This window comes from Amycolatopsis decaplanina DSM 44594, from assembly GCF_000342005.1.
Taxonomy (GTDB): Bacteria; Actinomycetota; Actinomycetes; order Mycobacteriales; family Pseudonocardiaceae; genus Amycolatopsis; species Amycolatopsis decaplanina.
Genome location: NZ_AOHO01000026.1, coordinates 287,258 through 311,844, shown reverse-complemented (window position 1 = coordinate 311,844; position 24,587 = coordinate 287,258). Strand labels below are relative to the sequence as shown.

Here is a 24,587-nt window from a genome sequence, read left to right as displayed (position 1 = left end):
CGGCGCAGGTCAGATACGGAGCGCGACCGCACCGTCCCGTTTTTGTCGGTGGGTTCCGCCATGATGTCCCCGACCCGGATCCGGAGGGGAGGTACCGGTGGCGACGGTGATCACCACCGCGGCCGTCGTGCTCGCGTTGCTGCTGCTCGCGGCCGTCGCGCTGCTGTGGCGGCTGTACAACGACGGCATGCGGCGGGCGGACGCGGCGGCGAAACTGGTCGCCGCCGAACGGGCCAAGGCGGATCAGCAGCAGCTCGCGCTGCGCCGGTACGAGGTCGCGTTCGCTTCGATCAGCGGCCGGGGCGAGCTGGGCGAACAGGTGCTTTTGGAGACCGCACGCGCGCTCGGGCTCCGCGAGGAGCTGCACTTCACGCTGCAAACGGACCTCGCGGGCGGCGGCGCGGCGAAGCCGGACATGGTGCTGCGGGTCGGCGGCGGGCGGACAGTGCCGGTCGACGCGAAGGCGAGCATGGCCTGCTGGGCCGAAGCGGTCGAAACCGACGACCCCGAAGAACGGCTGGACGCGCTGCGCGTCCACGTCCGGCAGATCCGGTCGCGGGCGGCCGAACTGGCGGGCAAGGGCTACCAGCGCTGGGCCGACGCGATCTACGGGACGATCATGTTCGTCCCGTCCGACGCGGCCGTGGTCGCCGCGCTGGACACCGACCCGGAACTGCTGCGCTGGATGCTGGACCGGCGGGTCTTCCTCTGCGGGCCGACGGGGTTCGCCGTGCTGGCCTCGGCCGCGCTGTTCGCCGCGACCGAACGGGCACTGGTCGAGGACGTCGAGCAGGTCCGGGCCGGCGCCGCGGCCGCGCACCGGGCCGCGGGCAACGCGGTCGACGCGCTGAACCTGTCGAGCACCCATCTGCAGCGCTTCATCTCGGCACGGCGGCGGGAGCTGGAGGCGCTCGAGAGCTTCCGGAGCACGGTCTCGCCGCTGACGGACGCTTCGGGCAGCCCGGCGCCGGTGCCCCTGATCAGGAAGGCGGACGAACTCCCGGCCTCGTGAAGCGCACGCGGTCTCGTGAGTGAAGAGGACGGTTAGAACCGTCCCAACCACTCACGAGACCCGACACAAGTCGTCCGGCCGCGGCCTTTCCTACCTGCGATTTCCGGAATCACGGGCTCCATTTCGCCCCGTCCGCCAACCTTGCCGGCCTCTCACTCGTAGTACCTCCGGTAAGCACCCGGACAGTCCGTCCGGGTGGTCCGGAATGACCACTACCAGGCGATAGACACCCCGCCTGTTGGCGGTATGCCCGCAGCTTGGATATACGGTGGGGCCTGTGACCGCGATTCGCGATCGCCAGAGCGATCCTGATGCCGACGACGTTCCCGTTGCCTGGGACGAGCGTCCGCTCGTCGGCGCCAGGCGCGGGTTGCCCTGGTGGGCCGCCGTCCTGGTGGGCTTCGGGCTCGCCATCCTTGGCGCCTTCGTCGACATGATGATGCAGAAGGACCTGGGCCTGCTGTTCAAGGCCTGCTACGCGCTCGGCGCGGTGGCCGCCGTGGTGGCCGTCCAGCGTCGCGGGCTGTTCGGCCCGATGGTGCAGCCGCCCCTGGTCCTCGCCGTGACCGTTCCGGGAGTCATTCTCCTGACCTCGGACGGCAGCAAGGGCACGGACCTGCTTTCGAGAGCCTTCGACGTCGGCACGCCGCTGATCAACGGCTTCCCGACGATGGCCATCACCACCGGCGTCACCTTGGCGATCGGCATCTTCCGGATCTACCGCGAACGCGATCCCGACGCCCCGGTGAAGGTGAAGCCGGATACCAAACCGGAACGTCGCGACGAGGCCAAGCCCGCCGCCCGTCCCGCGGCGGCCGCCGCGCCGGGCCGGGGCCGTCCCGCAGCCCGAACCGGCCAGACCCCGCCTCCGCCTTCCCGCCGCGGTGCTCCGCGAGACGGTGCGCCGCCCCGCCGCCGTCCCGCCGACGACGAGCGGCGCCCCCGCCGCGACGCCGAGCCCGGCGCCCGCAAACCGCCGCCCCCGGGACGTCAACCCCGGCGGCCGCGGCCGGAAGAGGGCGAACCCCGCCGCCGCGACCCTCGAGGCGAAAGCGCCCCGGGTGCCCCGCGCCGCCGTCCGCCGCGTTCGGACGACCCGCGCCGCGGAAGTCAGCCGCCCCGCCGCCGCCCCTGGGACGACGAGCGGTGAAGCAAGGGACCTTTGCTACCACTTGAGCCTCTGACCAGTGCTTGAGCCCGATCAAAGAAGGGCCGCCCGAGGAAGTCCTCGGGCGGCCCTTCTTCGTGAAGCCTCAGGCCTTCGCGGCCTTACGCAGCTCGTGCGGCAGCGCGAACGCGATCTTCTCGTTGGCCGTGGTGACCTCGTCGACGCTGTCCCAGCCGCGCTCGGCCAGCCACGTCAGCAGGTCCATGACCAGCACCTCCGGGACCGAAGCACCGCTGGTGACGCCGACGGTCTCGACGCCTTCGAGCCACGCTTCGTCGACCTCGTGCGCGAAGTCGATCAGGTGCGACGCGCGCGCCCCCGCCTTCAACGCGACCTCGACCAGCCGCTTCGAGTTGGACGAGTTCCTCGAACCGACGACCAGCACCAGATCACACTCCGCGGCCATGGCCTTGACCGCGACCTGGCGGTTCGTGGTGGCGTAGCAGATGTCGTCGCTGGGCGGGTCGGCCAGACCGGGGAACTTGTCCCGCAGCTGATCGACGCGCTCCATGGTCTCGTCCACCGAAAGGGTGGTCTGCGACAGCCAGATGACCTTCGACGGGTCGCGGATCTCGACCTTGTCGACGTCCTCGGCGGTGTCGACGAGCTGCACCTTGTCGGGAGCCTCGCCGGCGGTGCCTTCGACCTCTTCGTGGCCTTCGTGGCCGATCAGCAGGATGTCGTAGTCGTCCTTCGCGAACCGGTTGACTTCCTTGTGCACCTTCGTCACGAGCGGGCAGGTCGCGTCGATGGTCCGCAGGTTGCGCTCGGCCGCCTCGGCGTGCACCGCGGGGGAGACGCCGTGCGCGGAGAACACCACCAGTTCGCCTTCCGGCACCTCGGAGGTCTCGTCGACGAAGATCACCCCGCGTTCGCGCAGGGTCTCCACCACGTGCCGGTTGTGCACGATCTCCTTGCGCACGTAGACCGGTGCGCCGTAGAGCTCGAGTGCCTTTTCGACGGCGATGACCGCGCGGTCGACACCCGCGCAATAGCCGCGTGGCTTGGCGAGCAGGACACGTTTGCCACCTGCCGGCACACCGGACTCGGTGATCGTCGGACTGCCGGCGGGCGTGATTCCGGGACTCGCAGAACTCATGCCCCCAAGGGTACGGGCTGGCCCGGGGGCTCCTCGCACTCACGTTCAGGTGACCAGGGAACCCCTCTAAAGTATGTGCGTGGAGTCACGTCCTGTGAGCCGACACACCCGTTCGGTTGGGCAGGATGGACGAGATACGGCAGGCTAGACGTATGAAGCCTCTCCCGCTCCCCCTCCGGGTCGCCGCGGGCCTCGCCGTCACCACCGCCGAGCGGGTTCGCGAACTTCCCAAGCAGCTCACCGGGCTCCCCGTCACGGTGGTCAGCCAGGTGCTCCAGTTCTCCATGCGCGTGCAGCAGCACGTCACCGAACTCGCGATCAAGGGCGACGACGCGCTGTCGGGCCTTCGCCCGGTCGAGGACACGCCGAGCTGGGCCACCTTCGACGAGGATCTCCCGCCGGACCTCGGCGAACGCCGGTACGAGCGCGACTCGTGCGTGGTCCCGCTGCGTGAGGACGCCGAAGTTCCCGAACCGCGCGCCGAGACGAACGGGCGCCTCCACGACCTCGAAGCGCTCACCGAGGACCCGTGGGCCGAGGAGGAGCGCGCGCTCGCCGAGGACCACGCCGACGGCGAGTTCGACAGCGCGAGCGCGCCCGTGACCTCCGGTCCCGCCGGGCTGGACGAATACGACTCGCTCACCCTGCCGCAGCTGCGCGCCCGCCTGCGCCGGTTCGACCTCGCTCAGCTGGAAGAACTGCTGACCTACGAACGGGCGAACGCCGACAGGGCGTCGTTCGTCGGCATGCTCGCGCGGCGCATCGGGAACGTGAAGAAAACCGAGAGCGACGGCGACAGCGCGGAAGGCCAGTGAGCGCCGAACCCGCCTCCGCCACGGCGGGCCCGTCCACGACCGCCGAGAACCCATGGCCGGTCCGCACGGTCGCCCGCAAGGTCGGCGAGTGGATCAACCGGCTCGGCGCGGTCTGGGTCGAAGGTCAGGTCACGCAGATCTCGGCCCGCCCCGGCACCAACACCGCCTTCCTGACCCTGCGCGACCCGTCCGCGGACGTCTCGATGTCGGTGACCTGCCCGATGGGCCTGCTGCGCACGATCGAACCTCCGCTGCGCGAGGGCGCGAGCGTCGTGGTGCACGCGAAGCCGACGTTCTTCATGAACCGCGGTTCGCTGAGCCTGCGCGCCAACGAGATCCGCGCGGTCGGCATCGGCGAACTGCTCGCGCGGATCGAGCGGCTGCGGCGGCTGCTGGCCGCCGAAGGCCTGTTCGCGCCGGAACGCAAACGCAAGATCCCTTTCCTGCCCAAGGGAATCGGGCTGATCACCGGACGCGCGTCGGCCGCCGAACGCGACGTGCTGGTGAACGCGCAGGCCCGCTGGCCGCATGTCGCGTTCAAGGTGATCAACACCGCCGTGCAGGGTTCGCTCGCCGTCCCGCAGATCCTCCAGGCACTGTCCAAACTGGACCGTGACCCCGACGTCGACGTCATCGTGATCGCGCGCGGCGGCGGCAGCGTGGAAGACCTGCTGCCGTTCTCCGACGAAGCGCTGTGCCGCGCCGTGTCCGCGGCCGGGACGCCGGTGGTCAGCGCCATCGGGCACGAGCCCGACACCCCGCTGCTCGACCACGTCGCCGATCTCCGCTGTTCGACGCCGACCGACGCCAGCAAGCGGATCGTGCCCGACGTGCGCGAAGAGACCCAGCGCGTCCGTCAGATGCGCGATCGCGGTCGCCGCGCCCTGCACGGCTGGGTGGACACGCAGGTCAGGCTGCTGAACCAGATGCGCAGCCGTCCCGTGCTCGCCGACCCGCTCGGCCCGATCCAGCGGCGCTCGGACGACGTCGAGATCCACCGCGAACGCGGTCGCCGCGCGATGCTCACCCTGCTCGCGAAGGACCAGGCCGAGATCGCCAGCGCCCGCGCGCGGCTGACCGCGCTCGGCCCGGCGGCGACCCTCGAACGCGGCTACGCCGTGGTGCAATACACCGACGAGCACGGCAACCTCCAGGTACTCCGGTCCGTCTCCGAAGTCGCGGACGGCGCGAAACTGCGCGTCCGCGTGGTCGACGGCGCGCTCGGCGCCGTCGTCTCAGGAGAGCCGGAGGAGGGGCGTTGACGGCGAGTTTCCTGCCTTTGACCATCGACGCCGCGAGACGTGCCGACGCGCCCGAAGTGTTGCGCAACGCGCTCCTGACCGATCGCGCGGCCGAGGAGTGCTGGACGGTGCTGCTGGCCGGATGCCAGGCCGAGGCACTCTTTTCCGCCGAGGGCTCATCAGCGCCGTTATCTGCCAAACGCGGCCTCGACGCCCAGCTGCGGAAACTCTCCGAAGCGACGGCCGAGCATGTCGGCACCCGGTGGTGGTTCGCGGACGGCACGGTGCACCGCAAACGGGTGGCGCGGTCCCAGGAGAACCTCGTCGCGGCGATCGCGGAGGGTGACGGCCAGGAGTTCGCTCTCGCCTTCGTGGGTTACGACAACGCCATGGCCGGCGCGGTAGTGTGCGCGGGTATCGGCAAGCACCGACGTCCGGTAGAAGGAAGCACAGCGTGAGCAAACCCGGTGGTGAGACCTCCGAACTCGGCTACGAGCAGGCCCGCGACAGGCTGGTGGAGGTCGTCCGCGAGCTCGAAGCGGGCGGGCTGTCCCTGGAACAGTCGCTCGCCCTGTGGGAGAAGGGCGAGCAGCTGGCGAAGGTCTGCGAGCACCACCTCGAGGGCGCACGTGAGCGGATCGAGGCGGCGCTGTCGTCCGTCGAGGAAGAGACCGGCGACGGTCAGTGACGTTCACCATGCTCCTGAGCCACCGAACCACCGTGGGTATCTGAGAGACTGGGACCCCGCCGAGTTCCTGACCCGGGAGGCCGCATGCCCACCCCCACCTCGTCCGCCAGCTCTTCTCGACGCCCTGAAGCCCCCGATCGCAACCTCGCGATGGAACTGGTCCGCGTGACCGAAGCCGCCGCGATGGCCGCGGGCCGCTGGGTGGGACGCGGAGACAAGATCGGTGGGGACGGCGCCGCCGTGGACGCGATGCGCCAGCTGGTCTCGACCGTGTCGATGCGCGGCGTCGTCGTCATCGGCGAGGGCGAGAAGGACGAAGCCCCGATGCTGTTCAACGGGGAAGAGGTCGGCAACGGCGACGGGCCGGACTGCGACGTCGCGGTCGACCCGGTCGACGGGACGACCCTGATGGCCAAAGGCATGCCGAACGCGCTGGCCGTGCTCGCGGTCGCCGAACGCGGCGCGATGTTCGACCCGTCCGCGGTCTTCTACATGGAGAAGCTCGCCGTCGGCCCGGACGCCGCCGGCAAGGTGGATCTGGCCGCCCCGATCGCGGAGAACATCCGCCGGGTCGCGAAGGCCAAGAACTCCAGCGTCTCCGACGTCACCGTGTGCATCCTCGACAGGCCGCGCCACGAACAGCTGATCAAGGAGGTCCGCGAGGCGGGCGCCCGGATCCGGTTCATCTCCGACGGCGACGTCGCGGGCGCGATCGCCGCGGCCCGCCCGACCACCGGCGTCGACATGCTGCTCGGCATCGGCGGCACCCCCGAAGGCATCATCGCGGCCTGCGCGATGAAATGCCTCGGCGGCGAACTGCAGGGCCGCCTGTGGCCGAAGGACGACGCGGAGCGCGAGAAGGCGCTGGCCGCGGGCCACGACCTCGACCGCGTGCTCGGCAACGACGACCTCGTCCGCGGCGACAACGTGTTCTTCTGCGCCACCGGCGTCACCGACGGCGACCTGCTGCGCGGCGTGCACTACCGCGCGGGCGGCGCGACGACCCAGTCGATCGTGATGCGGTCGAAGTCCGGCACGGTCCGGATGATCGACGGCTACCACCGGCTGACCAAGCTCCGCTCGTACTCGTCCGTCAACTTCGACGGCCACCTCGACGATTCACTGGAAGACGACGTAGTTCCCCCGCTCCCCTAAGGAGATTCCGTGCTCAAGCGCGTACTCGTGGTCCTGCTCGCGGCGATGGCCCTCACGCCGGTCGGGCAGGCCACGGGCGCGGGCGACCTCGTCGGCGGCAGAGAGGCCGACGAGCCGTATCCGTTCATCGCGTCCCTGCATTCGGCCTCCGGCAAGGCTTTCTGCGCCGGAACGCTGATCGCGGCGGACTGGCTGGTGACGGCCGGGCACTGTGTCGAGGGCAAGAACCCGGCGAACCTGAGCGCGCGGATCGGCAGCAACGACAACACCCAGGGCGGCGAGATCTCCGGCCTCGCCGAGATCGTGGTGAACCCGTCCTACAACCCCGAACCCGAGCACGCGGGCGGCGATCTCGCCTTGGTGCGGCTGGCCGCCCCGGTGAAGGCGGCGCCGATCGCGATCGGCGCCGTGGTGGCGCCCGGGACGCCGACACGGCTGCTCGGCTGGGGCCAGACGTGCCCGACTTCGGGCTGCGGCAAGGGTCCGGTGAAGCTCCGGCAACTGGACACGAAGATCGTCGAAGGTGTGCGTTGCACCGCGAAGTTCGACGGTGCCGTCGAGTTGTGCACCGACAACCCCGGCGGGAACTCGGGGTCGTGCTACGGCGATTCCGGCGGGCCGGAGATCGCCAAGGTCGAGGAGAAGTGGGCGCTGCTGGGCCTGGTCAGCCGTCCCGGCAACGCGGACCCGGTGTGCGCGACTTCGCCGTCGATCGCGACGTCGGTGGTGGCTTACGCGCAGTGGATCGCGGAGAAGATCACGCCGCCGGCTCCCGCTCCCCCTGCCTGACCTCGCGCTACTCCGCGTTGCTCGAGTGACCGGGGAACAGATGCGCTTCCGGGTTCAAGGCCACCGCGATGTTGTTCACCGCCGTCGCCGCTTCCCCGAAGCCGGTCGCGATCAGCTTCACCTTCCCCGGATACGCCGCGACGTCGCCCGCCGCGTAGACCCGCTCCCGCGCCGTCGCCATGGTCGAGTCGACGGCTATCGCGCGATGGTCGATCCGGAGTCCCCAGCTTTCGATCGGCCCGAGATCCGCGGTGAAGCCGAGTGCGGCGACGACCGTGTCGGCGTGCAGCACTTCGGGTTCGGCCCCCTTGATCCGGATCTCGACCTCCGCCAGCGCGCCGTCGCGGTCGAGGAACCGGGTGACTTCGGCGTCGGTGACGATCCGCACGCCGAGTTCCCGCGCCTGCCGCACGATCGACTCGGCCGCGCGGAACCTCGCGCGCCGGTGCACGAGGGTGACGCTCGCGGCGACCGGGTGCAGGGCGAGCACCCAGTCGAACGCCGAGTCGCCGCCGCCCACGACGACCACGTGCTGCCCTTCGTGCGCCCGTAAGGAGGGCACGAAGTGGACCATTCCGCGGCCGAGCCAGCCGTCACCGGCGGGCAGCGGCCGCGGGGTGAACTCCCCGATCCCGGCGGTGATCAGCACCGCGCCGGCGCGCAGGACCTGCCCGCCGTCGAGGGTGACGGTGACGCCGCCTTCGACGCTTTCGAGTTTCTCGGCCTTGCGCCCGAGCAGGTACGCGGGCTTCCACGGCGCCGCCTGGTCGAGAAGGCCCTGCACCAGATCGCGGCCACGGACCTCGGCGAATCCGCCGACGTCGTAGATCATCTTTTCGGGGTACATCGCGGTGACCTGGCCGCCCGCCTCCGGCAATGAATCCACGACGGCCATCGAAAGGCCACGGAATCCCGCGTAGTAGGCGGCGAACAGACCCGTCGGACCTGCCCCGATGATGACGAGGTCGTACGACGTTTCCCCAGCGGACTCGCTCATTCGGCACTCTCCCGGCCGGTGGTGGGCGGCGTGATCGAGAACACATTCGATCCTAGCCTTCGCGTGCCGAAAGACACGGAGCGCGCCAGGAGGTGCTGCGCGAAACTTGGGGTATGGCTGAACAGGAATACCGGATCGAACACGACACCATGGGCGAGGTGCGCGTCCCTGTCGACGCCCTCTACCGCGCGCAGACTCAGCGCGCCGTCGAGAACTTCCCGATCTCCGGCCGGGGCCTGGAGCGCGCCCAGATCCGCGCGCTCGGCCTGCTGAAGGCCGCCGCGGCCCGGGTCAACGCCCGGCTCGGCGTGCTCGACGCCGAGGTCGCCGAGGCCATCGCGAAGGCCGCGGACGAGGTCGCCGAGGGCAAGCACGACGCGCATTTCCCGATCGACGTGTTCCAGACCGGTTCCGGGACCTCGTCGAACATGAACGCCAACGAGGTCATCGCGACGCTCGCGTCGAGGGCGCTGGGCCGCGACGTGCACCCGAACGACCACGTCAACGCTTCGCAGTCCTCGAACGACACCTTCCCGACGACGATCCACGTCGCCGCGACGGAGGCCGTCCTGTCCGACGTCATCCCGGCGCTGGAGTACCTGGCCGCCGCCATCGAGACACGGGCGGCCGAATGGGCGGACATCGTGAAGTCCGGCCGCACGCACCTGATGGACGCCGTGCCGATCACCTTCGGCCAGGAGGCGGGCGCGTGGGCGTCGCAGGTCCGGTTCGGGGTCGAGCGGCTGAAGTCGGGTCTGCCGCGGCTCGGTGAACTGCCGATCGGCGGGACCGCGGTCGGTTCCGGGCTGAACGCGCCCGAGGGCTTCGGCGCGGCGGTCTCCCAGGAACTGGCTTCGGTGACCGGCCTTCCGCTGACCGAGGCACGTGACCACTTCGAGGCGCAGGCGACGCAGGACAGCGTCGTCGAGACGTCCGGGCACCTGCGCACGGTCGCGGTGTCGCTGAACAAGATCGCGAACGACCTGCGCTGGCTGGGTTCCGGCCCGCGCACCGGACTCGCCGAACTGGCGCTGCCGGATCTGCAGCCGGGTTCGTCGATCATGCCGGGCAAGGTGAACCCGGTGATCCCGGAGGCGACGCTGCAGGTGGTCGCCCAGGTGATCGGGAACGACGCGGCGGTCGCCTTCGCCGGCGCGGCGGGCAACTTCCAGCTCAACGTGAACCTGCCGGTGATCGCGCGCAACGTGCTCGAATCGGCGCGGCTGCTCGCGGCGGTCTCGCGGCTGCTGGCGGACAAGGTGTTCGCGGGCGTGACGGTGAACGCGGACCGCGCGCGCGAGTACGCCGAGGGTTCGCCGTCGATCGTGACCCCGCTCAACAAGTACATCGGTTACGAAGAGGCCGCCGCCATCGCGAAGCAGGCCCTCAAGGAGCTGAAGACGATCCGCGAGGTCGTGATCGAACGCGGTCACGTCGCGAACGGCAAGCTCACCGAAGCCCAGCTGGACGAGGCCCTCGACGTCCTCCGCATGGCGCGCGGAGGCCGCTAGGCGCTGGCGACCACAGCCGCATGAAGCGGTGAGGCGAGCGAAGCCGCCAGCCCACCCGAAGGCGGCGTCTCGGTGAACAGGTGCAGCCACGTCAGCACCGGACCGAGCAGGATCGCGTGCACGAGTGCCGGATCGGGCCGCCTCGCGAGTTCCCCTCTCGCGACGGCCCGATCCAGCATCATGACCAGATATCCGCGTTCGCGGCCGAGGAAGACCTCACCGAACCGGGCTTCCAGCACCGGATCCGCCCGGACGTCGGCGAGCAACGACGGCAGGGCCTGCCGCAGTTCCACACTGTCCAAAGAGGACTGTATTACTTCCAGGACCGCTACCACGTCGCCGCGTAGCGAACCGGTGTCCGCGGGCGGTTCGAGCTCGACGGGATGGATCACCGCGGCGAACACGAGTTCCGCCTTCGACCGCCACCGCCGGTACACCGCGGCCTTCCCGACGCCCGCCCGCGCCGCGACCGCGTCGATCGTGCAGCGCTGGTAACCGGTTTCGGTCAGCAACGCCCGCACGGCCTCGCGGACCGCGTCGTCGATTCCTTCTTCCCTCGGCCTGCCTCTCACCATGCCCGCAGTTTACGAGACCGACAGTTCCGTATATCGTCCGGGTATGACCTGGACGAGAACATCCCGCGAAATCCTCCCCTGCCCGCCGTCCGCGCTCTGGCCCTCGCTGACGGACTTCAGCCGTTGGCCCGGCTGGGATCCCGACCTCAGCGCCGCCGAACTGCACGGTCCCGCCGCGGTGGGCACCACCGGTTTCCTCGTACCGAACGGATTCCGCGGCCGTGTGCACTCACGGGTCGCCGAGCCGTTCACGATCACGTCCCTGGCCCAGGACCGCGAGATCGCCATCCGCCAGCCGATTCCCTTCGGTGCCATGGATCTCGTGCTGACCACGACCGCGGTCGACGGCGGGACGGAGTTCGTCCAGAAGATCACGCTCACCGGCCCGCTGCGCGCGGTCATGGTCGCGGTCATCGGCGGCGACGTCGTGAAGCACTTCGACGTCAAATGCGCCAGGCTCGTCGAGCTCGCGGCGGCGCAGTCCGATCACGACGCCTGAAGATACGAGCACTACTCCGATCACTTGCGAGAAGCGGAAATCCTGCATTCCCAGCAGGAGCGAGACGGCGAGCCCGGAGACCGGCATCAACCCGACGAGCACCCCGGCCCGGTCCGCGCCCAGCGCCGAAACCGCCGAGTACCAAAGAAGAAACGCGATCGCGGTGACGACGACCGTCAGGTAGCCGAGCGCGATCAGTTCGCGCCCGTCCGGCCATGCCCAGGCACCGGACGGGTCGGCGACCGTCCCGACGACCGCGCCGCCGACACCCGCGGCGAAACAACCCCAGGTCGCGGTCGCCAACGGCCCGAGCCTCTCGAGCACGCCGACCGCGAGCAGCGTGAACAGCGCTTCGCACACCATGGCCAGCGCCGCGAGCACCAGTCCCTGCCAGCGCGCCGCACCGCCGCCGGACAGTACGGCGATCCCGAGTCCGGCGAGCACCGCCCCGGTCACCGGCGCCCACGAGGGCCGCTTCCCCCTGGCCAGCGGGCCGGCGAGCGCGAGCACGAGCGGCGTGCCGCCGAGGAACGCGGCGACCAGGCCGGGTTCGGCGTAGCGCTGCGCGAACAGCAGGCACGCCTGGAACCCGATCATCCCGGTCGCCGCGAGTGCGATCAGCGACGGCACGTCGCGCGCGCCCGGCAACGGCAACGGGCGCCCGCTCAGTCGCGCCCACGCCAGCAGGAGCACTCCCGCCAGCGCGTAACGCAGCGCCTGTCCGGTGATCACCGGGTACCCGTCGAGCATTCCCGTCACCGGCACGGACGCGCCGACGATCAGCACCCCCAGTACGCCGACCGTCACGCCTCTTCGTTCGTTGTCCATGCCTTCACGATGTCGGTTCTTTGGACCATGGAACAGAGCCAGACCACGGTCACCCGACAGGGCCATAAGTCGGCGGCCATGGCTTCGGCAAGGAAGTCGTCGAGTCACGTCTCGTGAGTGGCAAGACAAACGTGTCGTGACCGACCCTCCTGCTGCTGACCTGCACGAGGGCGACGATCCCAGCGGGCATCGGGACCGTCGATGAAGGAATCAGGACACTCAACGTCCTCAATCCTCCGTTGATCAAGGCTCTGCCACTCAAACCCGGCGACCGACACCCGCCCACCCGCACCAGCCCCACCGCGGCACCAAGACGGGGTCAGGTCCACTAGGTAAGCGAATACGGTCCACCAGAACCGTCCTTACCACTCACGAGCCCACGACCAGCCTGGGTCCAGCAGGACCAGGCACAGCCCGCCGGGCTCCGGGATACTTGCCGGCATGACCGAGACGGCCGAACTGGGCGACTTCCTCAAGGCACGCAGGGCCGCGCTGGATCCGGCGGACCTCGGCCTGCCGACGGGGTTCAACCAGCGACGGGTCGCCGGACTGCGGCGCGAGGAGCTGGCGCAGCTGGCCGGGATCAGCGTCGACTACTACACGCGGCTCGAGCAGGGCCGGGCCCGCAACGTGTCCGACTCCGTCCTCGATTCGCTGAGCCGGGCGCTGCGGCTGCACCGCGACGAGGAGACCTACCTGCGCGATCTGGCCGCCCCGAAACGCAAACGCGTCGCGCGGCCGCGGGCGCAGCGAATCCGGCCGGAACTGCAGCTGATGCTGAACGCGATCCAGTCCCCGGCGTTCGTCTTCGGCCGGTACCTGGACGTGCTGGCCTGGAACGCGCTCGGGGCGGCGCTTTCCTTCGACTTCGCCGCGTGCCCGGCAGGCGAGCGCAACATCCCGAAGATGTTCTTCCTCGACGAGCACGCCCGCGAGATGCACCCCGAGTGGGAGACCGTGGCGAAAGAGGTCGTGGCGAATCTGCGCTCGGAGAGCGGGAAGTACCCGGACGACCCGTACCTCGCCCAGCTGGTCGGCGAACTGTCCCTCGGCAGCGAGGAGTTCCGGAAACTGTGGGCGAAGCACACCGTGCGCGAGAAGGCACACGCGTGGAAGGTGATGATCAACCCGGTCGTGGGTGAACTCCGGCTGCGCTACGAGACGCTGCGACTGCCCGACGATCCGGACCAGGCCCTGGTGATCTACACCGCCGAGCCCGGCTCCGACAGCGAACGGGCGCTCCGCCTGCTCGCCAGCTGGGTCGCCGATCCCGCGCACGCCTGAACCAGCTCGGCGCGAAATTGTCGGTGCCCGGGTCCATGATGGACCCCATGTTGCTCACCGAGGTGGTGACCGCGTCGGCCGAACTGGCCGCCACGAGGTCCAGGAAGGCGAAGATCGCCACCCTGGCCGCGGTGCTGCGCGCCGCGGGCGAACTGGAACTGCCCCCGGTCATCGCGTTCCTCACCGGGCAGCCGACGCAGGGCCGTATCGGCACCGGCTGGCGGACGCTCGCCGAACTGAAGGTGGCCCCGGCTGCCGAGCCGTCGTTGACCGTGGCCGAGGTCGACACGGCATTCGGCACGGTGGGGGCGGCGTCGGGCTCGGGTTCGGTGAAGCTGCGCGCGGAGACGTTGCGGGCGTTGTTCGGCAAGATGACCAAGGAGGAGCAGGAGTTCCTGTTCCGGCTGCTCACCGGCGAGCTCCGGCAGGGCGCGCTCGAAGGGATCATGGTGGACGCCATCGCGGCGGCGTCCGAGATCCCGGCCGAGGACGTCCGGCGGGCGTTCATGCTTTCCGGGCAGCTCCCGGTGACGGGCCTGGCCGCGATGACAGGCGGCCGGGAGCGGCTGGCGGAGTTCAAACTGGCGCTGGGCAGGCCGATCCGGCCGATGCTGGCTTCCCCGGCGGAGTCACTCGACGAGGCGATCACCGAGCACGCCGACGCACTGGTCGAGTACAAGATGGACGGTGCGCGGATCCAGGTCCACCGCGACGGCGACGAGGTGCACGTCTACACGCGGACGCTGCGCGAGATCACCGGCAGCGTCGGCGAACTGGTGGACCTCGTGCGTTCCCTGCCGTGCACCTCGGTGGTGCTCGACGGCGAGACACTGGCGCTGACCGACGACGGCAGGCCGAGGCCGTTCCAGCAGACGATGAGCCGGTTCGGCAGCAGCCGCGAGGAGCAGGTCAAGGCGCTGTTGCTGCGGCCGTACTTCTTCGACTGCCTGCACCTCGACGGCACAGACCTGCTGGACACGCCACTGTCCGACCGGAACGCCGCCCTGCGCGAGGTCGCGGGCGAGCACGTCATCCCGGGCACGATCGCGCCCGCCTCGGCCGCGGAGGTCCTGGAAGCGGCGATGGCCGCCGGGCACGAAGGCGTGATGGTCAAGGACCTCGCGTCGCCGTACGCGGCGGGCCGCCGCGGGCGCGCGTGGCTCAAGGTGAAACCGGTGCACACGATCGACCTGATCGTGCTCGCCGCGGAATGGGGTCACGGCAGGCGCACCGGCACGCTGTCGAATCTGCATCTCGGCGCCCGCGACCCCGACGGCGGGTCGCCGATCATGGTCGGCAAGACGTTCAAGGGCATGACCGACGAACTGCTGGCCTGGCAGACGAAGACCTTCCAGGAGATCGAGACCCACCGCACGGACTGGGCGGTGCACGTGCGGCCGGAGCTCGTCGTCGAAATCGAACTCGACGGGGCTCAGGTGAGCACGCGGTATCCGGGAGGGCTGGCACTGCGCTTCGCGCGGGTCGTGCGCTACCGGCCGGACAAGGAGGTCGCCGACGCCGACACCATCGACACCGTGCGCGGCCTCCTCAAGCCCTGAAACCCCCGCAATTAGTCACCTACTTGCGTCAGGCCAAGAGCGCCTGAGTACCTACCGGATCCGGCTTCGGCGCGTGAAGGCCCCTTCCGACCGAGGCGCCCGCGATCAGGTCACCTACTTGAGGTCCTTGCGCACACAACGACCTCAAGTAGGTGACGAATTGCGTCAGTAGCAGCGATCCGAGGAGATCTTGTACGTGTAGTTGTTCGACAGGTTGGACGTCACCTCGAACCGGATCTTGTGATACACCGGCGGCTCCCCGAGCACGCCGTGCTTGACGGTGCGCTCCTTGCCCGGCGCGATGGCCCCGCTCCAGATGCCCTTGTCGAAGACGTCGTCGATGATCTGGACGAGCATCCCCCGGTAGTCGTGGTTGTGCACGGTGATGTCGATGTTCTGCCCCGCGCTCACCTCGACGACCTTGGTCTTCCCGCCCATCAACGGCCCGCCCTCACAGACCTTCGACGCCGCCGAAGCGGACGGTGCCATCAGCAGGGTGCCGGCCAGCGCGACCGGGACGACGGCGAACAGCTTCTTCTTCATCGGTTCCCCACAACGGTCTTGACGACATTGGACTGGACGGCCAGGTCGAGGCCGATCTTCATGTTCCCGCCGCAATAGGCCTTCTCGCCGTTCTTGAAATGCACCGTCAGATCTCCGGCGCATTCGAAGACCTTGACGTCCCAAGTGCGCGTGCCCGGCTTGAGGCAGATCGCGTCCTTCCCGGCCCGGCGCATCCAGCCGTGATAGCCGGATTCGCAGGTAATGATCGGATCACTGCCCGAAGCGGGCGCCGGAGCCGCCTGTGCGGCGGTGACCGGCAGGAGCGCCACGGTGAGCGCGGCCCCGGCCAGTTCGGCGACCTTGACGTACGGACGCATGAATTCCCTTTCCGCAAATAATGTGAGAGTGTTTCGGAAAATTCCCGTCCGGATTTCCCGGACGCCGATGACGTTAAAGGCACCCGAAGCCGCCCGGAAGACGATTCACGGCCATGAAATGGCCATGGCCGGGAAAACAATGTCCGCGCAGGTCAGCGTTTTGGCCATCGGCCCGGAAGGTCAAATGACGCGGACCGAGAAGAACACGGCACGGGTGTTCGGCAGCAGGATGTGCCCCTGTTCGTCGGCCATCTTCCAGTACACCTGGCAATGCCCTGGGCTGCCGGGCGCGCGCACCTCGACGGAGACGCGCACGTGCTCGCCGGGCGCGGTCTGCGGGACGGGGACGCGGTCGGGCGTGCCGCATTCGCCGGGGTTCCCGAACGAACCGGCGCGGACCAGATAGCGGCCGACCCATCCGACCGTTCCCGCGTTGCGGAACTCCCAGGTCTTCACGAAGACCGATCCGGTCGCGACTTCGCTGCCGTCGGGCACGGTCACGTCGGCGACGAATTCCGACGCGTCGCCGACCGGGGCGGCGGGCTCGGAATCGAACGAGGCGGTGAAGACGAACACCAGCGCCGCGACGAGTACGAGTGCCACGGCCCCGGCGAGGACGAACGCCGTCCGGCGCGAACGCTCCGGCGCGGGTTCGGGCGCCGCACCGGCGTTCAGCGCGTCCCGCGCGCGTTCCCACTCGCCGCGCCATTCGTGGCGGACCTCGTCCTCGTCACCGCCGAGCACCCCGGCGGCCAGCACGCGGACGAACTCCCAGGACGTCTCCCAGCTGGGCAGACGCTCTCCGCGGGCGGCGGCGGAAAGCGCCGACTTCGACGCGAGCGCGCCGTACTCGTCGCGCATGCGGTCGTAGGAAGGGTCACCGGCGGCCCGTTTCAGCTCCCACAGCCGTCGCGCGAATCCGGCGACGGGCCCGCTGTCCTCCGCCGGACCCCGCGCGACCCGTCCGCGGCGTCCGGGCCTCCGCTCGACGTCCATCGCTTCCCACGATATGACCCGATGGCCGGGAAGGCCCGGCGGCGTCCCGCCCCGATCGAGTGGCGGCACGCGGCGGTGACGGGACGTCCCCACCCGGTCACCCATAAAGTAGGCGGAATGCAGGCTTCCAAGATCGCGCGTGCCTGGTTCGGCGCGACGGCGCTGGTGGTGATCGCCGGTCTCGCCGCCCAGATCCCGGTCTCCGCGGGTACCACCGGCGGCACCTTTCACACCCCGGCCGGGCGGGTGGCCAACCTGCTGGCCTTCTTCACCATCGACTCGAACATCCTGGTCGGCGTCGGCAGCCTGCTGCTCGCGCTCGGTGTCGCGGGCCGGTCGACCCTGTTCGGCGTGCTGCGGCTCACCGGCCTCGTCGGCATCACCGTGACCGGGGTCGTCTTCCAGGTCGCGCTCGCCGATCTCTACGAACTGCACGGCTGGGCGGTGTTCGCCGACACGATGCTGCACAAGGTGTCGCCGCTGATGTGCGTGGCGGGCTGGTTGCTGTTCGGGCCGCGCGGTCAGTTGTCGTGGCGGATCCTGTCGTGGTCGCTGCTGTACCCGCTGATCTGGCTCGCGGTCACGCTGGCACGAGGCGCGCTCATCGGGTTCTACCCGTACCCGTTCGTCGACCCCGGCATCAACAGCTACGGCGGTGTCGCGTTCAACTGCGTGCTGATCGGCGTGCTGTTCATCGGCCTCGCGGCGGCCGCGGTCGGCTTCGACCGCACCTTCAGCCGCCGGGATGAACCGGACGACTACCTAGCCCCGGACCCGACGGAAGGCGTTGAGCGGATCCGCGACGCCGGCACGTACTAGCGTCCGCACCGCGCCGAGCCGCCGGTCCACCGGTTTCCCGGCGGCCACGCGGTGCATCTGCTGGGTGTGCCACTGGATCTCCAGCAGGCTGTCGGCCAGCCGGATCCCGGTCTTCGGGGCGGTGCGCCGGGCGCGGACGTCCTCGCCGCCCAGCAGCCGTCCGGGCAGTGCCGGGTCGACGATCAGCGGCCTGCCGAGACCGATGACGTCCAGCGCTCCGGAACGCAGCGCGTCCGCCATCCCCTCGGGGCTGGTGAAGCCACCGGTGACCATCAGCGCGACGTCGGTGACCTGCCGTGCTTTCTCGGCGTAGTCGAGGAAGTAAGCCTCGCGGCTGAGCGTGCTCGCCTTGGCGGAGCCCATCATGGCGGCCTTCTCGTAGGTGCCGCCGGACACTTCCAGCAGGTCGATGCCCGCTTCGCCCAGTTCGCGGACGACTTCGAGCGATTCCTCCTCGCTGAAGCCGCCGCGCTGGAAGTCCGCGCTGTTGAGCTTGACCGCGATCGGCACCGCGTCGCCGACCGAGGCGCGCACGCGGGCGACCACTTCCAGCAGGAACCGGCGCCGCCGGAGGGCGTCGCCGCCCCAGCCGTCCGTGCGCTGGTTGGTCAGCGGCGAAAGGAACTGCGAGACGAGGTACCCGTGCGCGCCGTGGATCTGGACACCGGCGAACCCGGCGTCGACGACGGTCCGCGCGGCGACGCCGAACCGGTCGATGATCGCTTCGATCTCGTCGGCGGTCAGCGCTCGCGGCGTCGCGAACACCGAGCGGATGCCGCGGTCGCCGAACGGCACCGCCGACGGCGCGACCGGCCGGCGGGACAGGAAGCGCGGGCTCTGCCTGCCCGGATGGTTGAGCTGGACCCACAGCCGGGTCTCGGTCCCGTCGGCCGCCCGCGCCCACGGCTCGAACTCGGTCGCGTCCGGTTCCCGGGGCACCGCGACGTTGCGCGGTTCGCCGAGCGCGGCCGGATCGACCATGACGTTGCCGGTGATCAGCGTGCCGGCGCCGCCGCGGGACCACGTCCGGTACAGCTCGGTCAGTTCGGCGGTCGGCCGGTTGCGGCGGTCGCCGAGTTGCTCGCTGAGCGCGGCCTTGGCCAGCCGGTTCGGCAGGATCGCGCCGCACCGCAGTTTCAGCGGCTCGGCCAGCAGTTCCTTGGGCTCGCTCATCGCGCTTCCTCCGGCCGTTACCTACTGGACAGTATCCCTACTCGAAGTAACATACTCGCGGTATGTCGAGCGCTCAAGGTGTGCCGATGCCGAAGGGGTTGTCGATCACGTAGCGCCAGAGCCCGTCCTCGCCACGCCTCGCGACGTCGGTGGCCGTCGCCGCGAGGTGGCCTTCGATGACCCAGTCGACGATCAGCAAGGCCAGGTCACCGGCCACGTGCACTTGGCGGGGCATGACCTTGATCGGCTGCCCGAGCGCGAGGATCCCGCCGTTCGCGGCCCGGCGTTCCGCGCCGCTCACCCGCACGCCGTCCCGGCGGACGAACACGGCGTCCGGCTCGTAGACCGTGTCGAGGATTTCGGCGGATCCGGTGTTGAAGGCGGTTTGGAAGACGAAGGGATGTCCGGCGGGGTCGGTGGTCAAAGGCACACTGGGGGAATGCGTCATGTGGACAGCGAAACCGACCGCGAAGCAGGTCACCAAACGGAAACCTTCGACGGCGAACTCGTCCCGGACGCCCGTGGCCGCACCCGGCGACCGGAGCCGGACTGCCCCGTCGAGGTCGCGCTCGCCGCCATTTCGGGCCGCTGGACGACGCTGGTGTTGCGAGAACTGATGGGCGGGGCCCGGTCCTTCAGCGACCTGCGCGCGGCGTTGCCCGACTTGTCCGCGAAGGTGCTGACAGAACGCCTCGGCGACCTGACCGCGCGACGCCTCGCCGTCCGCGAGGAACTGCCGGGTTTCCCGAGCCGGACCAGCTATCGGCTCACCCCGGCGGGGCTGTCCCTGCGGCCACTGCTGATCGAGCTGTACCGCTCGGGCTCGGCGCTACAGACCCTCTCGCAGTAATCGAGGCGCGACCGGCTCCACCCGGACCCGCACCTTCACCTCTTCGGCCATCTGCCGCGCCCAGGCCTGCAACCCCGGGATGTCGATCCCGTGCGGCCCGGCCTCGCGGAACGGCTCGATGTTGTCCGCGCCGCGCTCCAGCAGCGAGGCCGCGCCGTTCCCGTTCCCCCTGGCCGCGTGGGTCAGGCCCACGGCGAGCTGCGCGAGACCGCGCCACAGCTCCCGCTCCGGACCGTCGGTGGACTTCCACGCGTCTTCGAACACCTCGTGCGCGTGAAAGGGACGCCCCGCGTCGAGCAGGCGCTGGGCCTCGGAGATGGTGTCCGCGGGGCTCCGTTCGATGCCCTCGGGCTGCCGTTCGACACCGTCGGCGCCGTACGGGAGCGGCCTGCCGAGACCGTCCCGCGGGCGCGCGTTGCGGGCTCGTCCGGCTTCGTTACGGTCCCGGTCGGTCATGCCGTCATTGTCCCACGCGGGTATCCTGGGGACTCGTGCGCTTTCTCGACGGGCACCGGCCCGCTCACGACCTGACCTACGACGACGTGTTCCTCCTGCCGAACCGGTCGGACGTGGAGTCCCGTTTCGACGTCGATCTGTCCACTGTGGACGGCACTGGCGCGACGATCCCGATCGTGGTGGCCAACATGACCGCCGTCGCGGGCCGCCGAATGGCCGAGACGGTCGCCCGGCGCGGTGGGCTCGTCGTCCTGCCGCAGGATGTCGACGTGGCCGCGGTCGCCGACATCGTCACCTGGGTCAAGAGCCGTCACACCGTGTGGGACACCCCGCTCGTGCTGACCGGCGGGGACGCGGTGGCCGACGCGCTGAACCTGGTCGGCAAACGCGCCCACGGCGCCGTCGTCGTGGTGGACGAGGACGGCAAGCCCGTCGGCGTCGTCGACGAAGCGGCCTGCGCCGGCGTCGATCGCTTCGCCCGGCTGGCCGACGTCGCGGAGCCTGCGGTCGTCACGGTCCCGCTGGACACTCCGCCTCGTGAGGTGTTCGAGCGCCTGCACGATCACGGTGGCCGCCTCGCGCTCGGCATCGACGAAAACGGCAGGCTCGCGGGCGTCCTGACCGAGATCGCGGCGCTGCGTGCGGAGATCTACACCCCGGCCGTCGACGGCGGCGGCAACCTGCGCGTCGCCGCCGCGATCGGCGTGAACGGCGACGTCGCGGCGAAGGCCGAGGCCGTCCTGGCGGCGGGCGTCGACGTGCTGGTCGTCGACACCGCGCACGGCCACCAGGAGAAGATGATCTCCGCGCTCAAGGCCGTCCGGTCGGTGAACCCGCAGGTGCCGGTGGTCGCCGGGAACGTGGTCACCGCGGAGGGCACGCGCGACCTGATCCACGCGGGCGCGGACGTCGTCAAGGTCGGCGTCGGCCCCGGCGCCATGTGCACGACGCGGATGATGACCGGCGTCGGCCGCCCGCAGTTCTCCGCCGTCGCCGAATGCGCCGCCGCGGCCCGTGAACTGGGCAAACACGTCTGGGCGGACGGCGGCGTGCGGCATCCGCGCGACGTCGCGCTCGCGCTGGCCGCGGGTGCGTCCGCGGCGATGGTCGGCTCCTGGTTCGCCGGCACCCATGAATCCCCCGGCGACCTGCGCCACGACGAGCAGGGCAAGCCGTACAAGGAGTCCTTCGGCATGGCGTCGAAGCGCGCCGTCGGCGCCCGCACGCGCACGGACAACGTCTTCGAGCGCGCCAAGAAGGGCCTGTTCGAAGAGGGCATCTCGGCGTCGCGGATGGCATTGGACCCGGCTCGCCCCGGCGTCGAAGACCTGCTCGACTCCATCGGCTCCGGTGTCCGGTCGGCCTGCACGTACGCGGGTGCACGCACGCTGGAGGAATTCCACGAGCGCGCGCTGCTCGGGATCCAGTCCGCCGCCGGTTTCGCGGAGGGGCGCCCGCTGCCGTCGGGCTGGTGATCCAGCGCGCCCGAAGCACTAAGGTGCACCGGGTGAGACGCCTGAGACGGATCGTGGCGGCGGCGAAGGACGACCGCCGCCACGCGGAAAACGGGGAAATCGCCGAACTACGGTCCGCGGTCGCGGATCAGGCCGCGGAGATCGAGCGGTTGCGCGTGGCGCTGGAGCAGCACACCGCCTGGCTCGAGGATCACGGCAGGGCCTTGCGGGACGGCGACGCGCGCACCACCACCGTCGAGGCCAGGCAAGCCGCCCTCGACGCACGACAGGAAGCGCTCGACGGCTGGCTCGGCGGCCATGATACCGCCTTCGAAGGGTTGCACATCCGGGCCGAAAGCCTCGAAGCCGCCCGCGACATCCGCACGTTCACGCACTGGCTCGATCAGCACGAACTCCTTGTCTCACCGAAGATCTCGATCGTCCTGCCCACGCACGACCGGGCCGCGCTGCTGCCGCGCGCCGTCGCTTCGGTCCGAGCGCAGCGCTACGAGAACTGGGAACTGGTGATCGTCGACGACGCCAGTTCCGATTCCACGCCCGAGGTGATCGCCGGTTTCGAAGACCCGCGGATCCGTTCGATCCGGGTCGAGCACGGTGGCGTCTGTGCCGCCCGCAACGCCGGGCTGGCCGAGGTCACCGGGGACGTCGTCGCCTACCTCGACGACGACAACACCATGCATCCTTTGTGGCTCAAGGCGTTGGCCTGGGCGTTCGGCGGGCATCCGGAGATCACGGCGGCTTACGGCGGCTTCGTCATCGACGACATCGGCGGGCTGCCGACGTTGTTCCTGCGGCGCTATGACCGGAAAACCCTGTTACAGGAGAATCTCGCCGACATCGGCGCCGTCGCGCATCGGGCGGGTCTCCGCGAGGCCCGGTTCGACGAATCACTCGTCGAGATGGGCGATTGGGACCTGCTCCTGGCGTTGACCGCGGAACGCGCGCCCTTGGTCGTCCCGGCGATCTCCTGCTACTACACCACGACTTCCGGGGACCGGCTTTCCCACGGCCCGACCTTCGACGACGACTTCGCCGCCATCCGCCGCAAGCATTCAGGACCGGAGCACCGAACATGACCGAGCCCGCCAAGATCCTGGTGGTCGCACTCGACGCGTGCGACCCCGCCACGATCCGCGATCTCGCCGCCGCCGGCGAAGTGCCGACGTTGGCGCGTCTGCTCGAAACCAGCGCTTCGGCGACCACGCACAATCCCTACGGCCTGTTCGTCGGCTCGTTGTGGAGCAGTTTCTTCACCGCGCGCACGGCCGCGCGGACCGGATTCCACTGCTGGGAAGAGGTCGACACCAAGACCTACGAACGGCGGCTGACCAGCCCGCTGGAGATCCGGGGAACCCCGTTCTGGGAGACGCTTTCCGACGCCGGGAAACGTGTCGCCGTGCTCGACGTCCCGCATTCCCGCGCGGACAAGCCGCTCAACGGGGTCATGGTGAGCGAGTACGCCTGCCACGACCGGCATTTCGGCTTCCACACCTCGCCACCGGAGCTGGCCAAAGAGATCGAGGCCGACGTCGGGCTCACTCCCATCCTCACCGCCGAGCCCGACCTCGTCCGAGACTGGGCGCCGGACGACTACCTCCACCGCGAAGGCCCGCACCGCACGGCGGACGAGGAACGCGCGCTGACGCACGGACTCGTCGCCGGGATCGGGCAGAAGACCCAGGTGTCGACGAAGCTGCTCGCCGAGGGCGATTGGGATCTTTTCCTTTCGGTGTACGGGGAATCCCACAGCATCGGCCACCAGCAGTGGCATCTGCACGACCCCGGGCACCGCGACCACGACGTCGCGCTCGCCGCGGAGCTGGATCCGATCCGCTCGGTCTACCGGGGCCTCGACGCGGCGATCGGCGAGCATCTCGCGCTGGCCGGACCGGACACCACGGTCTTCGTGCTGCTGAGTCACGGCATGGGATCACGGTACGAGGGAAGCCATCTGCTGCACGAAATCCTGCGGCTCCTCGACACGGTGGAAACCGAAGGAATGCGGGGCGGCGGCGCGATGACGACGGCCAAACGCGCCTATTCCGCGCTCCCCGGTCCTTTGAGGACGAAGCTGGCGTCGGCCGCGATGCCCTTGCTGCGCAAGCGGCTCGCGGCGACCCCGCTGCCGGCGGTGCCGAACTGGGCGACCGCCGAACAACGGTCGAAACAGCGGTTCTACCTGTCTCCCAACAACTTCGTCTTCGGCGGGGTGCGGATCAATCTGGTGGGCCGCGAACCGCACGGCGTCGTCCGGCCCGGCGCCGAGTACGAGGCCGTATGCGCGCGGCTGACGGAAGACCTGCTCTCGCTGGTGAACGTCGCGTCGGGGAAACCCGTCGTACGCGAGGTTTCCCGCACGAGCGACCACTACGACCGGGAGGCCGACGACACCCTGCCGGATCTGCTGATCGACTGGGCCCGCACTGGGCCGATCGAGACGGTCTGGTCACCCAAGACCGGCGTCGTTCACGGCCCGGACGAGCACTGGCGCACCGGAGACCACCGCCCGGACGGGCTCCTTCTCGCCAGTGGCCCCGGTTTCGAACCGGGCGCGAAGCTGCCGGACCTGGACGTGGTCGACCTGGGCGCGACGCTTTCGGCCATGCTCGGCGTCGAACTCACCGACGACGTGGACGGACGGCCGCTCCCCTGGGCGAAGCCGGTCACTTAGCCGCCATGAACGGTCCGTTCCTTGCGAAATCGCAAGGAACGGACCG

26 protein-coding genes and 1 pseudogene are annotated in these 24,587 nt (G+C 69.9%); 17 read left to right on the top strand and 10 right to left on the bottom strand.

Annotated elements, in window-relative coordinates:
* Positions 1 to 97 precede the first annotated feature (97 nt).
* Both rmuC and H074_RS04935 read left to right on the top strand, forming a co-directional pair.
* On the top strand, positions 98 to 1,012 hold the full coding sequence (gene rmuC, locus H074_RS04940; protein WP_007028919.1) for a DNA recombination protein RmuC: 915 nt from the start codon (positions 98 to 100) through the stop codon (positions 1,010 to 1,012).
* 277 nt (positions 1,013 to 1,289) lie between these two features.
* Positions 1,290 to 2,162 (top strand): DUF6542 domain-containing protein, encoded by an 873-nt coding sequence (locus H074_RS04935; protein ID WP_007028918.1) that lies wholly within the window; start codon positions 1,290 to 1,292, stop codon positions 2,160 to 2,162.
* 103 nt (positions 2,163 to 2,265) lie between these two features.
* On the opposite strand, the gene H074_RS04930 is transcribed toward H074_RS04935, so the two are convergent.
* Positions 2,266 to 3,279 carry a 4-hydroxy-3-methylbut-2-enyl diphosphate reductase gene (locus H074_RS04930; RefSeq protein WP_007028917.1) on the bottom strand — a complete coding sequence of 338 codons (1,014 nt, stop codon included), beginning with the start codon at positions 3,277 to 3,279 and terminating at the stop codon, positions 2,266 to 2,268.
* A 152-nt stretch (positions 3,280 to 3,431) separates the two neighbouring features.
* Between H074_RS04930 and H074_RS04925 the strand changes: the two genes are divergently transcribed.
* The 6 genes from H074_RS04925 to H074_RS04900 all read left to right on the top strand — a co-directional run bounded on the left by H074_RS04925 (position 3,432) and on the right by H074_RS04900 (position 7,967).
* Entirely contained in the window at positions 3,432 to 4,094 is a 663-nt protein-coding gene (locus H074_RS04925) for a lipid droplet-associated protein (RefSeq protein ID WP_007028916.1), read from the top strand.
* Positions 4,091 to 5,356, top strand: a complete 1,266-nt coding sequence (gene xseA, locus H074_RS04920; RefSeq protein WP_007028915.1) for an exodeoxyribonuclease VII large subunit — start codon at positions 4,091 to 4,093, stop codon at positions 5,354 to 5,356. The genes H074_RS04925 and xseA overlap by 4 nt, the downstream gene beginning before the upstream one ends.
* On the top strand, positions 5,353 to 5,793 hold the full coding sequence (locus H074_RS04915) for a hypothetical protein (protein ID WP_007028914.1): 441 nt from the start codon (positions 5,353 to 5,355) through the stop codon (positions 5,791 to 5,793). The genes xseA and H074_RS04915 overlap by 4 nt, the downstream gene beginning before the upstream one ends.
* The gene (locus H074_RS04910; RefSeq protein ID WP_007028913.1) at positions 5,790 to 6,023 is read left to right on the top strand and encodes an exodeoxyribonuclease VII small subunit; all 234 of its coding nucleotides are present in this window, start codon (positions 5,790 to 5,792) and stop codon (positions 6,021 to 6,023) included. The genes H074_RS04915 and H074_RS04910 overlap by 4 nt, the downstream gene beginning before the upstream one ends.
* An 84-nt stretch (positions 6,024 to 6,107) precedes the next feature.
* A complete protein-coding gene (gene glpX / locus H074_RS04905) occupies positions 6,108 to 7,178 on the top strand; it encodes a class II fructose-bisphosphatase (RefSeq protein ID WP_039921481.1) in 1,071 nt (356 codons plus the stop codon).
* 9 nt (positions 7,179 to 7,187) lie between these two features.
* Positions 7,188 to 7,967, top strand: coding sequence for a S1 family peptidase (locus tag H074_RS04900; protein ID WP_007028911.1), 780 nt, complete (start codon positions 7,188 to 7,190; stop codon positions 7,965 to 7,967).
* A gap of 7 nt (positions 7,968 to 7,974) precedes the next feature.
* Here the strand turns inward: H074_RS04900 and H074_RS04895 are convergent, their stop codons facing one another.
* A complete protein-coding gene (locus tag H074_RS04895; protein WP_007028910.1) occupies positions 7,975 to 8,964 on the bottom strand; it encodes an NAD(P)/FAD-dependent oxidoreductase in 990 nt (329 codons plus the stop codon).
* 113 nt (positions 8,965 to 9,077) lie between these two features.
* Between H074_RS04895 and H074_RS04890 the strand changes: the two genes are divergently transcribed.
* Entirely contained in the window at positions 9,078 to 10,475 is a 1,398-nt protein-coding gene (locus H074_RS04890) for a class II fumarate hydratase (RefSeq protein ID WP_007028909.1), read from the top strand.
* On the opposite strand, the gene H074_RS04885 is transcribed toward H074_RS04890, so the two are convergent.
* Entirely contained in the window at positions 10,472 to 11,050 is a 579-nt protein-coding gene (locus H074_RS04885) for a TetR/AcrR family transcriptional regulator (protein ID WP_007028908.1), read from the bottom strand. The two genes, H074_RS04890 and H074_RS04885, sit on opposite strands and share 4 nt — an antisense overlap.
* Between H074_RS04885 and H074_RS42315 the strand changes: the two genes are divergently transcribed.
* Entirely contained in the window at positions 11,049 to 11,549 is a 501-nt protein-coding gene (locus tag H074_RS42315) for an SRPBCC family protein (protein WP_420805362.1), read from the top strand. The genes H074_RS04885 and H074_RS42315 overlap by 2 nt on opposite strands.
* Here the strand turns inward: H074_RS42315 and H074_RS04880 are convergent.
* A pseudogene (locus H074_RS04880) lies at positions 11,547 to 12,377 on the bottom strand (DMT family transporter); the annotation flags it as partial. The gene H074_RS42315 and the pseudogene H074_RS04880 sit on opposite strands and share 3 nt — an antisense overlap.
* A gap of 441 nt (positions 12,378 to 12,818) precedes the next feature.
* Between H074_RS04880 and H074_RS04875 the strand changes: the two are divergent.
* Both H074_RS04875 and H074_RS04870 read left to right on the top strand, forming a co-directional pair.
* Complete coding sequence (locus H074_RS04875) at positions 12,819 to 13,661, top strand: helix-turn-helix transcriptional regulator (RefSeq protein WP_007028906.1); 843 nt, start codon at positions 12,819 to 12,821, stop codon at positions 13,659 to 13,661.
* Between the two features lie 47 nt (positions 13,662 to 13,708).
* Positions 13,709 to 15,220 (top strand): ATP-dependent DNA ligase, encoded by a 1,512-nt coding sequence (locus tag H074_RS04870; protein ID WP_007028905.1) that lies wholly within the window; start codon positions 13,709 to 13,711, stop codon positions 15,218 to 15,220.
* Positions 15,221 to 15,385: 165 nt separating this feature from the next.
* Here H074_RS04870 and H074_RS04865 read toward each other — a convergent pair whose 3' ends face one another.
* The 3 genes from H074_RS04865 to H074_RS04855 all read right to left on the bottom strand — a co-directional run bounded on the left by H074_RS04865 (position 15,386) and on the right by H074_RS04855 (position 17,097).
* A complete protein-coding gene (locus tag H074_RS04865) occupies positions 15,386 to 15,763 on the bottom strand; it encodes a hypothetical protein (RefSeq protein WP_007028904.1) in 378 nt (125 codons plus the stop codon).
* Positions 15,760 to 16,101 (bottom strand): hypothetical protein, encoded by a 342-nt coding sequence (locus H074_RS04860; RefSeq protein WP_007028903.1) that lies wholly within the window; start codon positions 16,099 to 16,101, stop codon positions 15,760 to 15,762. The genes H074_RS04865 and H074_RS04860 overlap by 4 nt, the downstream gene beginning before the upstream one ends.
* Before the next feature lie 180 nt (positions 16,102 to 16,281).
* Positions 16,282 to 17,097: an NBR1-Ig-like domain-containing protein gene (locus H074_RS04855; RefSeq protein WP_007028902.1), complete on the bottom strand. Its 816-nt coding sequence runs from the start codon at positions 17,095 to 17,097 to the stop codon at positions 16,282 to 16,284.
* A 117-nt stretch (positions 17,098 to 17,214) separates the two neighbouring features.
* Here H074_RS04855 and H074_RS04850 point away from each other — a divergent pair, with 117 nt between their 5' ends.
* The gene (locus H074_RS04850; protein ID WP_007028901.1) at positions 17,215 to 17,916 is read left to right on the top strand and encodes a Pr6Pr family membrane protein; all 702 of its coding nucleotides are present in this window, start codon (positions 17,215 to 17,217) and stop codon (positions 17,914 to 17,916) included.
* On the opposite strand, the gene H074_RS04845 is transcribed toward H074_RS04850, so the two are convergent.
* Positions 17,860 to 19,089 (bottom strand): NADH:flavin oxidoreductase/NADH oxidase family protein, encoded by a 1,230-nt coding sequence (locus H074_RS04845; RefSeq protein ID WP_007028900.1) that lies wholly within the window; start codon positions 19,087 to 19,089, stop codon positions 17,860 to 17,862. The genes H074_RS04850 and H074_RS04845 overlap by 57 nt on opposite strands.
* Positions 19,090 to 19,162: 73 nt before the next feature.
* Positions 19,163 to 19,537: a YybH family protein gene (locus tag H074_RS04840; protein WP_039921478.1), complete on the bottom strand. Its 375-nt coding sequence runs from the start codon at positions 19,535 to 19,537 to the stop codon at positions 19,163 to 19,165.
* On the opposite strand from H074_RS04840, the gene H074_RS04835 reads away from it, so the two are divergent.
* A complete protein-coding gene (locus tag H074_RS04835) occupies positions 19,529 to 19,939 on the top strand; it encodes a winged helix-turn-helix transcriptional regulator (RefSeq protein ID WP_039921475.1) in 411 nt (136 codons plus the stop codon). The two genes, H074_RS04840 and H074_RS04835, sit on opposite strands and share 9 nt — an antisense overlap.
* Here H074_RS04835 and H074_RS04830 read toward each other — a convergent pair.
* Positions 19,919 to 20,395 carry a DUF309 domain-containing protein gene (locus tag H074_RS04830; protein ID WP_007028897.1) on the bottom strand — a complete coding sequence of 159 codons (477 nt, stop codon included), beginning with the start codon at positions 20,393 to 20,395 and terminating at the stop codon, positions 19,919 to 19,921. The genes H074_RS04835 and H074_RS04830 overlap by 21 nt on opposite strands.
* A gap of 35 nt (positions 20,396 to 20,430) precedes the next feature.
* Here H074_RS04830 and guaB1 point away from each other — a divergent pair, with 35 nt between their 5' ends.
* From guaB1 to H074_RS04815, 3 genes are read left to right on the top strand one after another with little or no spacing between them, the layout of a single operon-like run.
* Entirely contained in the window at positions 20,431 to 21,870 is a 1,440-nt protein-coding gene (guaB1, locus tag H074_RS04825; RefSeq protein WP_007028896.1) for a GMP reductase, read from the top strand.
* A 32-nt stretch (positions 21,871 to 21,902) separates the two neighbouring features.
* Positions 21,903 to 22,946 (top strand): glycosyltransferase family 2 protein, encoded by a 1,044-nt coding sequence (locus tag H074_RS04820; protein ID WP_152521345.1) that lies wholly within the window; start codon positions 21,903 to 21,905, stop codon positions 22,944 to 22,946.
* Positions 22,943 to 24,541: an alkaline phosphatase family protein gene (locus tag H074_RS04815; RefSeq protein ID WP_007028894.1), complete on the top strand. Its 1,599-nt coding sequence runs from the start codon at positions 22,943 to 22,945 to the stop codon at positions 24,539 to 24,541. Before H074_RS04820 ends, H074_RS04815 begins: the two co-directional genes overlap by 4 nt.
* Positions 24,542 to 24,587 lie beyond the last annotated feature (46 nt).

Coding starts and splice junctions, on each gene's coding strand:
- H074_RS04930 (WP_007028917.1), bottom strand. CDS start 3,279: ATGAGTTCTGCGAGTCCCGGAATCACGCCCGCCGGCAGTCCGACGATC.
- H074_RS04925 (WP_007028916.1), top strand. CDS start 3,432: ATGAAGCCTCTCCCGCTCCCCCTCCGGGTCGCCGCGGGCCTCGCCGTC.
- glpX (WP_039921481.1), top strand. CDS start 6,108: ATGCCCACCCCCACCTCGTCCGCCAGCTCTTCTCGACGCCCTGAAGCC.
- H074_RS04895 (WP_007028910.1), bottom strand. CDS start 8,964: ATGAGCGAGTCCGCTGGGGAAACGTCGTACGACCTCGTCATCATCGGG.
- H074_RS04890 (WP_007028909.1), top strand. CDS start 9,078: ATGGCTGAACAGGAATACCGGATCGAACACGACACCATGGGCGAGGTG.
- H074_RS42315 (WP_420805362.1), top strand. CDS start 11,049: ATGCCCGCAGTTTACGAGACCGACAGTTCCGTATATCGTCCGGGTATG.
- H074_RS04885 (WP_007028908.1), bottom strand. CDS start 11,050: ATGGTGAGAGGCAGGCCGAGGGAAGAAGGAATCGACGACGCGGTCCGC.
- H074_RS04875 (WP_007028906.1), top strand. CDS start 12,819: ATGACCGAGACGGCCGAACTGGGCGACTTCCTCAAGGCACGCAGGGCC.
- H074_RS04870 (WP_007028905.1), top strand. CDS start 13,709: ATGTTGCTCACCGAGGTGGTGACCGCGTCGGCCGAACTGGCCGCCACG.
- H074_RS04865 (WP_007028904.1), bottom strand. CDS start 15,763: ATGAAGAAGAAGCTGTTCGCCGTCGTCCCGGTCGCGCTGGCCGGCACC.
- H074_RS04860 (WP_007028903.1), bottom strand. CDS start 16,101: ATGCGTCCGTACGTCAAGGTCGCCGAACTGGCCGGGGCCGCGCTCACC.
- H074_RS04855 (WP_007028902.1), bottom strand. CDS start 17,097: ATGGACGTCGAGCGGAGGCCCGGACGCCGCGGACGGGTCGCGCGGGGT.
- H074_RS04850 (WP_007028901.1), top strand. CDS start 17,215: ATGCAGGCTTCCAAGATCGCGCGTGCCTGGTTCGGCGCGACGGCGCTG.
- H074_RS04845 (WP_007028900.1), bottom strand. CDS start 19,089: ATGAGCGAGCCCAAGGAACTGCTGGCCGAGCCGCTGAAACTGCGGTGC.
- H074_RS04835 (WP_039921475.1), top strand. CDS start 19,529: ATGCGTCATGTGGACAGCGAAACCGACCGCGAAGCAGGTCACCAAACG.
- H074_RS04840 (WP_039921478.1), bottom strand. CDS start 19,537: ATGACGCATTCCCCCAGTGTGCCTTTGACCACCGACCCCGCCGGACAT.
- H074_RS04830 (WP_007028897.1), bottom strand. CDS start 20,395: ATGACCGACCGGGACCGTAACGAAGCCGGACGAGCCCGCAACGCGCGC.
- H074_RS04815 (WP_007028894.1), top strand. CDS start 22,943: ATGACCGAGCCCGCCAAGATCCTGGTGGTCGCACTCGACGCGTGCGAC.